Below are 16295 nucleotides of genomic sequence, written 5' to 3' on the forward strand. Positions count from 1 at the left end.
TCAGCTTTTCAATAAGTCTATGCGAAGATCCATACTGGCTTTGGAATCTGTTACGCATTCAATGATCAAAGTTCCGGTTACAGCATTCAGATCGATCTTCTTTAAAGAGTTGAGGGATTCAATTTTTTGATAACGAATGCCTGATGCTTTTGCAAGATGAGAAATATCTGTTTTCTGAGGAGTTTGAAAATAGGTTTGATAGATCTCTTCAGGAATAGCACGATCTTCTTTCCTGTGAATGGGCAGCATCTGGAAGATATTTCCTCCCTGGTTATTTATAATAATTGCAACAAATGGCCGGTCGCTATCTTGCTGAAGTGTATAGAGAGCATTGCTGTCATGCAGAAATGCTAAATCTCCAATAAAACAGCAGGTGGGCCTGTCAGATGAAAAATGAATGCCGAGTGCCGTGGATAAAACTCCATCTATTCCGGCAGCTCCACGGTTCACAAACTGATTTTTCCTGGATTTTCCAAATGTAAGCATATCCCTGGCCGGCAGAGAGTTGGACAGCATCACATTCCAGTTTTCAGAAAGTTGATTTGAAAAATAGTTGAACACACTGCCATCTGTCAATTCATGAGACGCGTTTATCTTTTGAGCCAGTCCTTCGGATGCTTTTTTGTTGAGTGAAAGCCATTCTTCAACCCAATTTTCTGAACTGTTTGATTGAATTATTTTATGATCGATTGAATCCTGTTTTCGGCAAATAATTTTATGGCTCACACTCATGGCATGATCCTGGGTAGTTCTTCTGGCCGTAAAATGAATGACCGGGATTTCTTGCCAGGCTTCCAACGCCCACAGCAATGAACTTGAATAAGGTTGATCGCCAAACCGAATGATCAGATCGGGTTGAAGCCTCTGACGCATATCCGGATTTCGAATAAACTGATCGAACCGGGCAATTTGATTTGTTGTATCTGAAAGCTGACTTCCGGGTTCCGCAAGAACAGGGGCATTCAAATGATCGGCAAACAGATCAATCTGCCGGTTTAAAGCATGCTGCGGATCGGCCGGACCTGCAATTAAAAGCGGATGCTTTGAAGAAGAGATCAACTCGATAACCTCTTTACTTAATGTAATTTCAGATTGATCAGGAGAAGGGGTAAAATCCTCGGAAAATGTACTCGCTTTAAGTTTCTCTTTTTCTTCCTGAAGCGCCTCTGCTGTTGGCTCTAAAGGCTTTCGGAATGGAAGATTAATCTGTGCGGCTCCACCTGAATCTTTCGAACATTCGATGGCTTGTTTGCCCAGGTACTCAATTCTTTTTAAATCTTCTTCCTTATTAACAGGCTCACCCGCTTCATGAAAAAAGACGGTTTGATCTCCGAAAATCTTTATCTGATCGACGGTTTGGGAACTGCCCAGGTTTCGAAGGTTGGGTGGACGATCCGCGGTTAACAGAATCATCGGTACGCCGGATTCTTTAGCTTCAACCACAGCGGGCATATAATTGGCAACGGCAGTTCCGGAAGTACAGATCAAAACAGCAGGCATTCCCGTAGACTTCCCAATTCCAAGTGCAATAAAGGCAGCCGATCGTTCATCCAATACAACCTGTTTCTGAATTCCGGGATGAATCGCGGCGGCAAGCGTAAGCGGTGTAGATCGTGATCCGGGGGAGATTATAGCATGTCTTACGCCATTCTTATACAGAGAGTTGAGCAGTGTAGTTGACCAGGCCAGGGAATCACTCATAATCCAACTCAAGCTGATTCAGCGCATCCATCAATGGCACGAACTTTAGCAACGTTTCATTCCATTCCTTTTCAGGATCAGAATCGGATACAATTCCACACCCTGCAAAAAGTTCGGCTTTGTTGTCGTGTAATAGGGCACTTCGGATGGCGACAGCAAATTCGCCCGAACCTTTTAAGTTAAACCATCCCAACAGGTGCAGAATACCATCCCCGGTCGATCTGTTCAATTTCATGAATGTAGGGTACAGATTCGTCTCGCGGATATCCTCCAACAGCAGGAGTTGGATGCAGTTGCTGAACCAACTCATGTATTTCAACTCCCTCTTTTATAGACGCCCGGATGGGGGTGAAGAGATGTTGAACATTTTGCAGTTTTTTGATCTGCGGCCGTTCAGGGTGTTCAACAGAATCACTGTAGGGCTTAAGATTGTCATCAATCGCCTGGACAACAAACTTGTGTTCTTCGCGGTCTTTGGGACTGTTGAGAAGCGTATGAGCCAGGGAAGCATCTTCTATGGCACTTTGTCCCCGCGAGATACTTCCAGCCAGGCCCTCGGTTAAGAATGTTCCATTATTGAAAGATGCAAGACGTTCGGGCGATGCTCCGATAAATGACGTGCGGGGATCTCGTTGGATCATAAAATTGTAACATGCGGGATATTTCTCACGCAGTTTATGTGCAATTACAGTTGGAACGAGTTCCCGTTTCGATTCAAAAGAAACAGAACGTGCCAACACAATTTTTTCAAATTTCTCTTGGCCAATGAGTTTTTTAGCATTTTCAACTTTAGAAAACCATCGTTCGCGATCTTCCGGGGCTTGAAGAGTACACAGAATATTCGATTGAGTTTTCTCTTCTTGATCGGTGTGCTGCAACTTTCCTGCAAGATTTAAAAAATCCGTGATTTTCGAGATAATTTCCTGGTAGATCTCATCTGCTGCTCGTTCCCTTTTTTCAATTGCCAGCGTTAACAGGTGTAAATGCCCAACCTCTATCAACATCCATTCGGGGAGTACAAACCGGGCAGCTCCAAATCTTTTCCAAATTTGCCCCACATTATGATCGGTAAAGGAATATCCTCCTAAGAAAAGCGGACCAGCCATAGAGTGTTGGATGGCGGTATAGGCTTGAATTTGATCTTTTACCCGGATGGTTTGATTTGTGATCTCCTCAAACCTGTTTTTTCCCGTTGCTTTGAGTTCCCGAACCATTCCGGCTGCGGAGATGGATATCGAATTTTCCGGATGAGCCCAATAAAACTTCTCATCGTAATTGGGGTTCAGTTCAAGTGCTGCCAGCGGATCAATTCCCGCAATTGGGAGAGTGATGGATAGCAGGGGAGCCTTTTTCTCATTAATTTTTCTGAGAAAATCAGTAAATGCCGGTGATTCGAGCGACTCTATAAATGTAGTAGGAGTTACAAAATCTGAATTCTTGCGATCCATAAAAATTCAACTCTTTGTTTCAGTACTTTCAATATAAATTGAAAACAGATCATTCCAAAAATCTATTAACTACAATGAATTGGCAGACAAACAGTAGAGTCAGTTCAATAAATGTAAGGAAAAAGCTAAAAAATGCCTTGAGCATGCTTATTCAGCATCGTCAACGGTACCGTTATTGAACGGGTTTTGGATGCCGTATTCATTGGGATCAAATTCGGCGAGTTCAAAAAAGTAATCCCACGCCAGTTTACTTTGTCCGTTGTCTTCAACCCAATTCGGATGGCTCTGTTTAATCAGCCCGACAACTCGTTTGGCGTATTTCAGGCGTTCGTCAAAATCATCAATTCGGGGTATAGCGGCAATCATCAGGTCCAGGTTGTACCCGCAATCGTAATCTTTTGGTTTGTGTTGTTCTAAAAACATGAAAGGTTATTTCTTAAGATAAGTGCTAATGAAGATAAGCAGAATGAGTAGAAATTGTATAATTAAAATTAATAGTACTACCACATCTGTCCAAAACGTTTCTCTCTGATCAGCGAATGCGCAGTACTTATTTAGTGCGAAAAGACGCTCGGTTCAAAGACCATTCATCGTTTCGCCCTCTCCCCAACCCCTCTCCCGCGGGAGAGGGGCGAAGGGGTGAGGGGGACATACCAGTTTTACCAGTGGTTCGATTTTTATCTACAGATCGCCAAACAGATACAATGCTGATCAATATGATTAGGTGTTAGAAAACCTCAATTCAGGGGTTTGGTTTTGTTATCTTATAAATACCTTCTCTCAGAGATAAAAAAGACAGATTTCTTCTCATTTTTTAAATGTCTTGGACAGCTATGTACTACTACCTAAAATGAGGGAGTTTTTTATTTTCAGATGTTGAAAATTAAATCAGCACTATCCTCAATCAACCGATACGATGGTGGTATCAATGCACTCTCATTTATATCTGTTTGATTTGGTATCCTTTTAGCCTTTGGATGAGTTCACCATCTGCTCTTAAGTACCGTTAGTTACAGCAGATGGTAATACTTTTGTCTTCGGATCTTATAGCGAAGAATGCATCGAAGGTGCTATAGATTCAATAAAACAATCTATGCCAGTAAATATTCAAAAAAGATGTTCAATGAGTTGCTAAAGCGGCTGCCATTTCCATTTGTAAATGGGTTTAAACTGTTCAGAGAATGTGGATTTTAACGAACTGAAACCATCTGCTGAGTTCACTAAAAACGGGAATAAAAATTACTATATTTAGGCTTTAATAAAACAGACCATAGAAGAAGTTTTTATGATACAGCATTCGATACTTGAGTCTATTGGAAAGACTCCCTTAGTTCAGCTTCGAAAAGTTACAGACGGCATAAAAGCAACCGTAGCGGCTAAAGTTGAATATCTAAATCCCGGTCAGAGTGTAAAGGACCGGATTGCCATTAAAATGATTGATGACGCCGAGGAGAAAGGCTTGATCAAACCCGGGGGGACCATCATTGAAGGAACCTCAGGAAATACCGGGATGGGACTTGCACTTGTGGCAGCCGTTCGGGGCTATAACTGTATTTTTACCACTACAGATAAACAGAGTAAAGAAAAGGTAGATCTGTTAAGAGCTTTAGGAGCTGAAGTTAAAGTTTGTCCCACCAATGTTGAACCGGATGACCCTAAAAGTTACTACTCCGTTGCAAAACGTCTGAGTGAAGAGATTCCGAACTCATACTATCCCAACCAGTATGAAAATTTGAGCAATACCCAGGCCCACTACGAAACAACTGGTCCTGAAATTTGGGAGCAAACAGAAGGAAAGATTACACATTATGCCTGCGGAATGGGAACCGGCGGAACTATTTCGGGAACGGCAAAATATTTAAAAGAGCAAAATCCCGACATCAAAGTGATAGGAATTGACAGCGTTGGATCAGTTTACAAACATTACTTCGAAACGGGAGAATTTAGTAAGGAGGAAATAAAACCCTATAAAACCGAAGGTATCGGTGAAGACATTATTCCCCAAAATGTAGATTTTGACCTGATTGATGATGTTGTCCAGGTGAATGATAAACAGGCTTTTTTGATGACAAGGGAGCTTGCAAAAAATGAGGGATTGTTTGTTGGCGGATCATGTGGTGCAGCGGTTCACGGTGCATTGGAATATGCAAAAAGAGCCGATCTGGAAAGCAGTGATCTTATGGTTATTATTCTACCCGACAGCGGAACACGTTATATATCAAAAATCTACAATGACGAGTGGATGCGTGAGAACAATTATTTCGATTAAATTTAGAATTAACTATACAATATGGACTCAATGAATCCTAAGAAGCCCAAAAAAGGAAAGAATATAGAGATTGAACTGAAAGAAGAGGAGGCTACCGGCACCTATTCAAACCTGGTGATGATTACTCATTCTCCCTCGGAGTTTGTGTTTGATTTTATCTCCATGATGCCAGCCGTTAAAAAAGCAAAAGTAGTGAAGCGTTTGGTTTTAACGCCCGATCATGCAAAAAGGCTGGCCAATGCACTGAATGAAAATTTGAAGAAGTACGAGAAGGAACACGGTCCTATCACAACAAAAGAGAAGTTCGATATGCCCTTTAACTATCGTGGACCGAAACCCGAGGCGTAACAGAATTGTCAGTCATCGAAAGCAACTAATTTTGCCCAAAAGCGGGGCAAAACCATTGAAGAGGTGACAGAAAATTTGACCAGGGTTCCAACTTTCAATCATAAGTTAGATTTCTCGTCCTTCGGCCTTGATTGGTGGAGGGATTGCATGGTTTGCAACACAGCACGGGAGAAATCGCTCTGCGCGCTCGCTTTGTGAGCATTCGCAGAGTGTACCCGTGCGTGTAAACCATGCCCCGGAAGCAATCACAGCCGGGAGTTTTTGATTACTTTTGGCGGTCCAAAAGTAATAGGGAAGAAATTACATGAGACTTTTATGTTGTATAAAGACGTATTTTATGAATCTGGTAGCGTTTTTAACACAAACACTCATCCGGTGACTCCATTTAACTATCGCGGACCGAAATTCGGAAGTATAAAAAACTGCCGTCACTACTTCCTTGTAAACAGAAGCAGTATTATTCCTAATATCAGGAAAAAGGCATGAGGAAAGACTGCAGCAAATATTGGTGAGAGAGTATCTGCTGCTCCGAATGGTTCAATTACTTTCATCATTACGAGGTAGATAAAGCTGATACCGAGGCCGGCTGCTATATAGAATCCTTTTCCGCCTTTCCGCTTATCGGCAGCCAGGGCAAAGCCAATGAGGCTAACTACCACAATCGAAAATGGGTAAGCTATTCTGCCATAAAGTTGAACTTTAGGTAAACTAATTCCGCCGGCTCCGATACGTTCTATGGATTGAATGTACTGGAACGCTTTTGGATATGTAAGTTGATAAATATCAGAAGTCCGGCGGGCCAGGTCTCTCGGTAAAATATTGATATCAAACACTTCACGCTCAGAAGATTTCACCTCTACCTTTTTATCTCTCATGATACGGGTAGTGGGCCTGTCGATAACCCAGTGAGAGGTTGAATCAACCCACATCATACGGCTGGCTTGTGTGATACGGTCAATATTGTTGCCGTTAAATTCAGTTAGAAATACACGATAGCCAACGTTTGTATTCGGATCAAAAAAGTTGATGTTGATAATTGTGCTGTCTGAATCCTGGCGAAATATTCCGCCCCGGTCAATCCGTTCACTTCCCTTAGACAGAAACTCCTGCTCGAACTCGATACGCTCCGAATTTGCCTCCGGGATGATATATGCGTCCAGATAACTGATAATACCGGCAAGAAACACACCAATAAAAAGATAGGGTAAAACCAGCCGGTATAAACTGATACCAGATGCTTTGATAGCTGTAATTTCAAGGCGTTCCGTCATTTGGCCGGTTAAAAACAGGCAGGCTGTAAACACAGCAACCGGTATAACCAGGCGAATCATTTCCGGGATATAATTGAAATAGTACTGATTCCAAATTTGGGCAAATGTGGCTCCCTTGTCGGCAAAATCATCACTGTTCTCCGAAAAATCGATTAGAATGAAGATACAGATCAATACAGCCAGCATGAAAACTGTCAGTATCAGGATGCGGAAAAAAATATACCGATCAAGTTTTTTCATTTCTGTGGAATAGTTTAGTGATTCGAATAGATGAACTTACATGAAGTGTAAGAATGATGCCGATGAACAAGTAGAAAATATTAATTCCCCACATTCCCATAAAAGGGCTTATAAGCCCCCTGTCGGCCAATTTCTCCCCCTGGATAACGGCAAGGAAATAGATCGTCAACAGAACAGAGCTGATAATTGCCGCAAATCCAAGATTACCTCTTTTGGTGAGCATTCCGATAGGAGCACCTACTAAAACAAAAATAACACAGGCAAAGGGAATGGAGAGTTTTTTGTGTATTTCAATCATAAACTCTGCAATTCTGGTATCTCTCCAGGAGAGGTTCGTTTCGAGGTTTTCGAGTTCGGGCCTGTAGCGGTCCATTACACTCATTGCACGATTGATAGAAGAAACTTTGGCTGTTGGATTTGGCAGTTCATTAACAACGGCAAACTGCGATTCAAATAATTGCAGGGTGTCTTTAAGCGTCTCCTCCTTTAACTCAAAAATACGGTTTGGCTCAAAATGAAAGGGAAGACTGACATTTCGGGAAATATTATTTTTAAATTTTTCTACCTCGTTTGTTTTTTCCCGATTCAATGAATCGATAACGGCAAGCATCGCTTCGGCACTCATGGTTCGGTCTGTTCGGCTTCGTTGCTTTGGGTTTGAACGCGAAAAGGAGAGATCCGAGAGATCAAATGTCATCCTGTATTTTTCAAATGAGCTGCGTTCAATGGTTCCGCTTGTTGCGTCACTGCCGGGAATAAACCGAAGAGAGGTTCCATCCAAGAGGAAAAGTGAAAGTGTAACATCGTTCGGTGTTTCCAGCCAGCCGCGTTCCGCAGTAATAACAGCCCGGTTTTTTGAATCAGAGGGCTCCTGGAATACCTGTATATTATAAAGAGAGTCGGTTTCCGAGTTAATCTCTTTTATTAAAAAAGTATATCCATCAATATCATTATAAAATGTTGACGGCTTGAGATCGAAGGCCGGTTTTTGAGTTCTTATATCAATAAACAACGATCTGGCTTTGTGATTCGATTCCGGCAGTACATAGTTTGAAAAATAACCCATAAACAGAAACAGGAGAAATCCTGCTCCAATCACGGGCGTAATCAGTTTTATGGGATTAATACCGGCAGCACGGACAGCTGTCAGCTCGTTCCATTCAGAAAATTTTCCAAATGCAATAAGGGTAGAAACCAGTACGGCCATGGGAGCTGCCAAAACCACCATGTAGGCAAGGTTGTTTAAGATCAACTCAATGATAATTCGTATAGGCAGACCTTTTCCTACAAGTTTATCCACATGCAGTATCAAGAACTGCATTAACAGAACAAACATCAGTGTTGTAAAACAGAACAGAAACGGCCCAATGTGTTTCTTTAGTAAATCGAGTTGAACGTTATTTAACATATCAGCTGAATATAAGGCCTTAATTGATGAGCGTACAATCTTTTAAGTGTTCGTCACTTTTTCTGATAATCTGCTTTTAGAATCTTTAAATAAGGGGTTAACAATTTGAATCACGTTATAATCATCAACAGTAACGTCTGCAATTCCAATAAATGATAATAAACAGAGTTGACAGGATAATACTTTCAACATTTGGGTGAATACTTTATTATTCTTTTCGGTTTCTGATTAAACATTCATTAAAAACAGTCCTATCGCAGTATCGCTACGACGTTTTGAATTTTAAGACTCTTACAGTTCTATTTAGTGTTTGTGTAATAAAACTTAAAGACACTATTTATACTGTAAATTATTGTTGCAAGCCTGAAAAAATTAATCAACTCTGTGTTTGATTTACGTCGTTTTTCTCAAATAATGTTGGTGGCAGCTATCGTTTTCTGTTGTAATGCTAATATGCATGCACAAGAGATTAACGAACCGGCCGCAACGGACTCACTGCAGGACAGTGTTGATACGGAAGCTCTGCGGAAGGCTTTTCCAACGAAGTATGGCAATTTTGCAGCCAGGCCATTCCTGCGGCCTATTCCCGCCATCTACTTTATAACGTTGCCGAAAGAACAAGTTTATGTTGAACGGCGGGATGACGGTACGTTTTATACTGAAACCAGGATTGGAGATCTGCGTTCGGGAGTTCCTACTCTCCTCTCAGCAAAAGAGTACTATAATCTTCACGAAGATTATGCAAAGGAGGAGAATTGGAAGATGCTTATACGAGAAAACCGCCAGAGAGAAGGCACCGGAGGTGGATTGCTCGATTTCAGTCTTGATATTCCGGGTGGACAGGAGTCTGCATTTACTACGATCTTTGGAGCTCCGGAAGTGAATTTGCGGGTGAACGGTGTGGCGCAGATGAATGTGGGGGCATCGGTTCAAAAATCGGAAGATCCCTCGCTTCCGCCTGATCAGCAAACGCGGGTTGATCCTACATTCGATCAAAATTTGCAGTTAAATATCCAGGGAACCATTGGCGATAAACTGACCATCCAAACCGACTGGGATACGGAGAGAACTCTCGACTATCAAAATACACTCAATATTGTTTACGAGGGATATGAGGATGAGATCATCAAAAGTATTGAGATGGGTAATGTGTCACTGAACACAGGAAACTCCCTGATTCGGGGAAGTGGTGCTTTGTTTGGAATTAAATCGGTGGCTGAACTCGGTTCATTGCGTTTGACATCGGTCGTTTCTCAGCAGGATGGCGAGAGTAATGTGGAGACAATCAGCGGTGGCTCCCAGGAACGACAGATTGAAATTCGACCTGCCGGTTATAGTGACGATCAGCATTTCTTTCTGGATTTTTATACACGGCAGGAGTTTGAAACGAGTATGGCAAACCCTCAGCAGCTCTCCCAGACTCTTCAAATAGCCGATGTGGAGGTATGGGTTCTTCGTGAGAATATCCAGGCAGAGGAGGGGGCGAAACTGGCTGTAGCCCTGGCCGAAATAGGTGTAAATCAACAGCCGGATGGTTCCTATGCCCCTCCAAACAATCAAACGGATTCATTTCCAGAACAACTGCTTGATCAATACCGCGATCCTCAAACAGGAATATCGGCTTCGGAGTTGAACATTGAAGATTCCAGAAATTTTGAAGAGGGATATTTTACACCGCTTCAGGAGGGAGTCGACTATACCATTAACAAAATCAGCGGGTATATTTCGCTGAACAGGGCGCTGGGATCGAGGGAGGTGCTTGCCATTGCTTTTAACTACCGGGGGGCTAATAACGAAATTGTGGAGGTTGGAGAGATTAACACAGGGGGTGGTGACCGGATTTTTCTGAAAATGCTTCGACCCAAAAATGTCTCTACGGATAACACGCTCTTTCCGCTGACGATGCGAAATATCTATTCACTGGGAGTAAGTAATATTACACGGGAGTCTCTTGAACTGGAGTTGCAGTACACAGAAGATAACGTTGCTTCAAACAGGCTGCCCAACAGGGGATCGACCCTGCTTCAGGACCTGGGGCTGGACCGTGTAGATTCTCAGGGTGCACTTGAACCGGATAACCAGATTGATATCGGAACCGGCACACTCGATCCACAAAACGGCCAGATTATCTTTCCATACCTGGAGCCTTTTGGTGATCGAATAGAGCAGGTTTTACAGGATTCACCCGCGTCACAGGAAGATGTTGAACGTCTCGCCTATAACGAGCTTTATACAGAACGACAGAGAAATGCGGCTCAGAGTTCAAAAAATAGCTTTTACCTGTTTAGTGGTACCTCTCGTGGAGGTGTACAGGAGAATTTTAATCTTGGAATTGCCCTGGTTGAGGGAAGCGTTCGGGTATATGCCAATGGAACACAGCTGCAGGAGAATGTAGATTACCAGGTGGATTACTCTTTTGGAAGTATCACTATTTTGAATGAGCGGTACACTGCCCCCGGCCAGGATATAAGGATTGAATATGAAAATCAGTCGCTTACCTCGATCGAGCAAAAAACATTTACCGGATTTCGTGCTGAGTACGGCTTCACAGATAACATTACGATGGGAGGGACCTATTTTCGGTTCAGTGAACGGCCGCTGGATGATAAAATTCGTTTGGGAGATGAACCGATCAATAATGCTGTGATCGGATTGGATGCAAATGCCGAATTCGATGCACCATTTTTAACTCGTTTTTTAGATAATCTGCCGATACTTCAAACCCGGGAATCATCGGAAATTGCATTTAGTGGTGAATTCGCTCAGCTTCGGCCCGGTGTTGCAGAAACCCGGGCTGTAAGTCAGGCTATACGGAATAACGAACTTTTTAACGATGAAGAGAATGGGTTGGCTTTTATTGATGATTTTGAAGGATCTAATATCAAAATAAGCTTGCTGAATGCAACACGCTGGAACCTTGCTACAGCTCCTGCAGCTGTTCCGGGATATGATGCTGATATTCCTTTTTTTGAGGAGGATGACTTTCCCGGAATGCCTGTTGCAAATACGCAAGCGCGTTTGGAGCGGTCTGATCTGCGATCTCAGTTTGCCTGGTACACCATACCCCGAAATATTTCGTCAATTTTAGATGGAGTTGAGTTTACTGCAGAGTCTGAACCGGTTGAAGTAACAGACGTTTTCCCCGGCCGGGAGACGCAGAATCCACAGGAAGAGATCATCAATACACTGGATGTATATTACAATCCAACCAACAGGGGGCCATATAATTACAATGAAAATCTAAAAAATCTTTTAGAAGATGAGCCCGAAAAAACATGGGGTGGAATGACAGCGGTGATACCGTCCGGTCAGGAGGATTTTTCCCAAAACAATATAGAGTTTTTAGAGTTTTGGGTTCAGCCGGTACTGCCCGACGGACAGATGCAGGGAGGGGCTGCCATTGAGGATTATGATGGAAAAATGTATATCGATATTGGGTTAGTGACCGAAGATGTAGTACCCAATACAAAATTAAATACTGAGGATGGCTTGGCACTCAATCCTGAAACTTTGATTTTGGATAATCCGGCGAATGCACGCTCGGCCATTCCTGCCAATCCGCCGCCGCCTGAAGGTCAGTTTTCGAATGCTAATCGTGAACTTGAGGATGTGGGGCTGGACGGGATGCCCAACAGAGACGGAGCGAATAATTTCGATGAACAGACAATTTTCGGAGATTTTGTTGATAAGATGCGGGAGCAGTTCGGATCAAACAGCCCGGAATTCCGCGAAATTGTCTCAGATCCGTCTAATGATGATTACCTGTTTTATGGCCAGGAAGCCGTTCAGGATCTGCCGCTACATGAGCGTTTTCATCGCCTCTTGGGTTACTATGATGGAAATACCCCGATTGATCAGGATGACAAACGAGCCATCACGAACAGACCTGACACCGAGGGTTTGGTAAATCCGTCTACGGTTTCATTAACGAATGCTTATTTTCAATATGAAGTTGAACTGAATCCCGCCGATCAATCTAACCTGGAGATTGGAAGTCCCGGTACATTTATTACCGACCGGGTGCCCGGTTCCCGGCAACAAGATCGATGGTACCAGGTTCGCATCCCTCTGAGTGAGTTCAAACGAAAAATCGGGGATATCAATGATTTTCAGAACATCACCTATATTCGAATCTGGATGTCTGGTTATGAAAAACCGTTCACAATGCGTTTTGCAACGCTTGAATTTGTGGGGAGCCAGTGGAGGCAGGATGAGGACATAAATCAACAAAGCGACCCTGCCGCAGAGATGAGGATCAGTTCTTTGAACATTGAAGAGAACTCCAATCGCCGGCCGGTTCCTTATCGTCAGCCTGAAGGGGCTATTCGTGCAGAAAATCGGGCATCGCAGTTACAATCACTCCAAAATGAACAGTCTATTGTCATGGACGTCAATAACTTAAGTCCCGGTTCAATTCAATTGATTCGGCGTGTGTATCCCGGCGGGCTTGATCTGCTGAACTACTCGAATATGCGAATGTTTGTCCATGGCGAAGGCTACGAAAACAGGGAGGATGCCGAACTGGTGATGCGCTTCGGAAACGATCTGGAAAATAACTACTACGAGTATCGGCAGCCGGTTACACCCTCAAATCCGAATTTTCCTTACCAACCCTTTGAACCGGGTGATAATGCCCAACTGGCAGAGGAGGCTGAGCAGGTTTGGCTGTATGAAGAGAACAGTATGAATATTGTGCTCACCGCTTTCAATCAATTGAAGCAGTTACGTGACCAGGAGCAGGGAAGATCATTTTCAGAGGTTTATGAACGCTCTGATATTCTTGAGAATGCTGCACCCGGAGCGGTTGTAGCGATTAAAGGAAATCCTTCGTTGGGCCGTGTTACGGAGATAGGAATGGGTATCAGGAATCCATTTGATCCCTCGAATCCCTCCGGGAATGGAACTCCCGTTTTAGATGCCGAAATGTGGCTGAATGAATTACGGGTATCTGGGTTCGATAACGAAAAAGGGTGGGCAGCCAATGCAAAATCAACGATTAAGTTGGCCGATTTTGCTACGGTAAATGCAAATGTCACCCGGCAGACACAGGGGTTTGGTTCTCTCGATTCAAGACTTGGCCAACGGAGAGTGAGTAACGAATTTGCTTATGATGTGAACACTTCGGTTAACCTGGACAGCTTTATCCCGGAACGATTCGGGTGGAGTATTCCTGTAAATTTATCGACCCGGCGCTCGTCATCAATCCCCAAGTATCTGCCCAACCAGGGGGATATTCGATTTTCTGATTTTAAGGATGCGGTAAATGCCAGGGTAGATATTGATGCAAGTCAAAAAGATCGGTTGATTGACCAGCAAGAAAGAGAGATTGAAACATTTAATGAAAGCTATGCCGTTAACTTTTCAAATGTTTCAAAAACCAACTCGCAGAGTGAATTCGGCCGGCTTCTGTTGGATAATACAACACTAAATTATGTGTACAATACAACCGACAGCCGAAATCCCCAATACCGGTTCCAGGATAACTGGAACTTTAACGGTTCACTCCGTTATTCGCTGACATTACGAAATGTAAATTTTTTGAGGCCTTTTAACTTCTTTGAGGAACTGCCGCTGCTGAATGTGTTATCAGGTTTGAGGCTGGGATATATGCCAACGAATGTTACCGCTTCAATTGGTACCGAGCGCACTTATGAAGAGCGCAAGAGACGGGTTTTTGCGAATGAGGTGGAGCAGCCTCTTCAGCAGACTCACAATTTCAATTACAGTACGTTGGCGGGGTTTGGATATAATCTTACCCGGTCTATCTCTACTTCATTTCAGTCTCAAACCGTTTACGATTTGACACGGGTGGCAACAGAAGATGCTGAACTTGCAGGAATTGACAGTACAGCTTTTAAGCCTCTGCAATCGATGGAGGTTTATGGTGATTTGATTACGGGTGATAAATCGGCTCGGAGAAATAGCTATAACGAAAATTATACGGCAAGCTGGCAGCCCCGATTTAACCAGGTTGAGTTCCTGGACTGGTTATCGTATAACAGCCGCTATTCTGGTGGATTTCGATGGGAAAATTCACCTTTTGGGTCTGATTTGGGAGCAAGGGTATCTAATAATTTTCGGCTTGATAACACATTGCGAATCGACTCAGAAAATCTTCTGAACCGATTACCTTTCTATCAAAATGCAGTGGAGGCAAATGATGAAGGAAGTGATCTCCGAAGAAATGAAAGCAGTGAAGCCGACACTACAACTTTTAGTGTAGGAGAACAGTTTATTTACTACGGCCGTAAAGCAGCGTTGGCGGTGTTTAGTTTGGAGTCTATAGATGTTAACTACAATAACTCAAAGGCATCTGCCCAAAGTGGTTACAACGGTTCCTCACAATTTTTCGATATGTTTGGAAGTGAATCAATCGCCCCTGCATTCGGGTACCGGTTGGGAATTTTTGAAAGTATTGGGCAAGGTGACCTGATTTCGAATCCAAACGGAACTTCTACAATTCAGCTGCCGTCTTCAAATACGTATACTGATAATATTACGCTTACAGCCCGCCTTACACCGTTTGAGAATGTCTCTGTAGATCTGAACTGGCAAACGCAGTGGGACCGGCGCAAATCGGAGTCTTTATCGCTGAACCCACAGAATGAATTTTCATCTGTATTAAGCGGGTCGGGTAATATATCATCCAGTGTTTGGGCGTTTGGCCCGGGTTATGAGGCGCTATTCCGAAGTCAGCTGCAAACTGCTTTTGATGGAATGAGCGAATCGGAAAACATAATCAGTGACCCGGAGAGCGGAAATAATACACTTCTGAACCCGGTAGATCTTCAGCGGGATTTTCGGTCGGCTTATATGGGTAGCAACAAAACGATTGGAGATAAAAATTTTACGGCATTTCCGCTTCCGAACTGGAGAATAAACTGGACCGGAATTGAGAACTGGATTCCGTTTATTGGTCGTGTGATGCAGCGGGCAACGATTACGCATTCTTATGAAGGACTTTACAGAATAGGCTGGAATTTGAATAACAATCCTGGTGAGATAATTACCCGACGGGTGGGTGTTTACAGGGTTGAGGATGAAAGACCCGAATTTGAACCGGCTTCCGTGAATATTGAAAAACGTTTTTCACCGCTCATTCAACTGAATATAACCTGGGATAATGGCCTGAGAAGTCAGCTTGGGTATGAAACGAGCAATATCACAAGTTTGTCGCTGGCAAACACCCAGATTATTGAGCGGATATCCAAGGGTTTGAGAGTTTCCCTGGCCTATACTATTCGTAATTTCAGAATTCCCTTTATTCGGCGAACAGCCAGTAATGTAGATCTGACCTTCAATGGAAGCCTGATTGAAGATACGGAGCAGCGATTCCTGCTGGATGCAAATTTGGATGCAGCTCTGCAGGAGAGTGCCGGTACGATTGATCGTGATCCTAACGCCTACTCGTTCACGCCCGGTGCTATTAATGGTCAATCAAGGATTAATGCCAGTATGGTTGTAGGATATCGTTTCTCCAATACCATTCAGGCAAATTTTGAATATGCCTTCAGCCAGGTTCTCCCGAAATCAACCCGAACCTTCAAGCGAACCACGCATGATATCCGGTTTAGTATTCGAATAAATATTCGGTCTACTTAAAAGCATCG

The 16295-nt window shown here is 43.3% G+C and carries 9 protein-coding genes; 3 read left to right on the forward strand and 6 right to left on the reverse strand.

The features are described from left to right. From menD to U5K72_09135, 4 genes are all read right to left on the reverse strand, one after another. The gene (menD, locus tag U5K72_09120) at window positions 1–1701 is read right to left on the reverse strand and encodes a 2-succinyl-5-enolpyruvyl-6-hydroxy-3-cyclohexene-1-carboxylic-acid synthase (GenBank protein MDZ7718963.1); all 1701 of its coding nucleotides are present in this window, start codon (window positions 1699–1701) and stop codon (window positions 1–3) included. After that, a complete protein-coding gene (locus U5K72_09125) occupies window positions 1694–1936 on the reverse strand; it encodes a chorismate-binding protein (protein MDZ7718964.1) in 243 nt (80 codons plus the stop codon). The genes menD and U5K72_09125 overlap by 8 nt, the downstream gene beginning before the upstream one ends. Beyond that, complete coding sequence (locus U5K72_09130) at window positions 1881–3149, reverse strand: isochorismate synthase (GenBank protein MDZ7718965.1); 1269 nt, start codon at window positions 3147–3149, stop codon at window positions 1881–1883. Before U5K72_09130 ends, U5K72_09125 begins: the two co-directional genes overlap by 56 nt. A gap of 147 nt (window positions 3150–3296) precedes the next feature. After that, on the reverse strand, window positions 3297–3572 hold the full coding sequence (locus tag U5K72_09135; GenBank protein ID MDZ7718966.1) for a DUF4290 domain-containing protein: 276 nt from the start codon (window positions 3570–3572) through the stop codon (window positions 3297–3299). Window positions 3573–4434: 862 nt separating this feature from the next. On the opposite strand from U5K72_09135, the gene U5K72_09140 reads away from it, so the two are divergent. Beyond that, window positions 4435–5418: a pyridoxal-phosphate dependent enzyme gene (locus tag U5K72_09140; protein MDZ7718967.1), complete on the forward strand. Its 984-nt coding sequence runs from the start codon at window positions 4435–4437 to the stop codon at window positions 5416–5418. Between the two features lie 30 nt (window positions 5419–5448). After that, entirely contained in the window at window positions 5449–5766 is a 318-nt protein-coding gene (locus tag U5K72_09145; GenBank protein ID MDZ7718968.1) for a DUF3467 domain-containing protein, read from the forward strand. Between the two features lie 431 nt (window positions 5767–6197). Here the strand turns inward: U5K72_09145 and U5K72_09150 are convergent, their stop codons facing one another. Both U5K72_09150 and U5K72_09155 read right to left on the reverse strand, forming a co-directional pair. Further along, a complete protein-coding gene (locus U5K72_09150; protein MDZ7718969.1) occupies window positions 6198–7277 on the reverse strand; it encodes an LptF/LptG family permease in 1080 nt (359 codons plus the stop codon). Further along, window positions 7264–8685, reverse strand: coding sequence for an LptF/LptG family permease (locus tag U5K72_09155; GenBank protein MDZ7718970.1), 1422 nt, complete (start codon window positions 8683–8685; stop codon window positions 7264–7266). Before U5K72_09155 ends, U5K72_09150 begins: the two co-directional genes overlap by 14 nt. 384 nt (window positions 8686–9069) lie before the next feature. On the opposite strand from U5K72_09155, the gene sprA reads away from it, so the two are divergent. Further along, a complete protein-coding gene (sprA, locus tag U5K72_09160; protein ID MDZ7718971.1) occupies window positions 9070–16287 on the forward strand; it encodes a cell surface protein SprA in 7218 nt (2405 codons plus the stop codon). Window positions 16288–16295: the final 8 nt, after the last annotated feature.

This window comes from Balneolaceae bacterium (assembly GCA_034521495.1).
Classification (GTDB): Bacteria; Bacteroidota; Rhodothermia; order Balneolales; family Balneolaceae; genus Rhodohalobacter.

Excerpts from the sequence above, each read along its gene's own strand:
- U5K72_09145 (MDZ7718968.1), top strand. The coding sequence starts at position 5,449 with ATGAATCCTAAGAAGCCCAAAAAAGGAAAGAATATAGAGATTGAACTG.
- U5K72_09150 (MDZ7718969.1), bottom strand. The coding sequence starts at position 7,277 with ATGAAAAAACTTGATCGGTATATTTTTTTCCGCATCCTGATACTGACA.
- U5K72_09135 (MDZ7718966.1), bottom strand. The coding sequence starts at position 3,572 with ATGTTTTTAGAACAACACAAACCAAAAGATTACGATTGCGGGTACAAC.
- U5K72_09130 (MDZ7718965.1), bottom strand. The coding sequence starts at position 3,149 with ATGGATCGCAAGAATTCAGATTTTGTAACTCCTACTACATTTATAGAG.
- U5K72_09155 (MDZ7718970.1), bottom strand. The coding sequence starts at position 8,685 with ATGTTAAATAACGTTCAACTCGATTTACTAAAGAAACACATTGGGCCG.
- U5K72_09125 (MDZ7718964.1), bottom strand. The coding sequence starts at position 1,936 with ATGAAATTGAACAGATCGACCGGGGATGGTATTCTGCACCTGTTGGGA.
- menD (MDZ7718963.1), bottom strand. The coding sequence starts at position 1,701 with ATGAGTGATTCCCTGGCCTGGTCAACTACACTGCTCAACTCTCTGTAT.
- U5K72_09140 (MDZ7718967.1), top strand. The coding sequence starts at position 4,435 with ATGATACAGCATTCGATACTTGAGTCTATTGGAAAGACTCCCTTAGTT.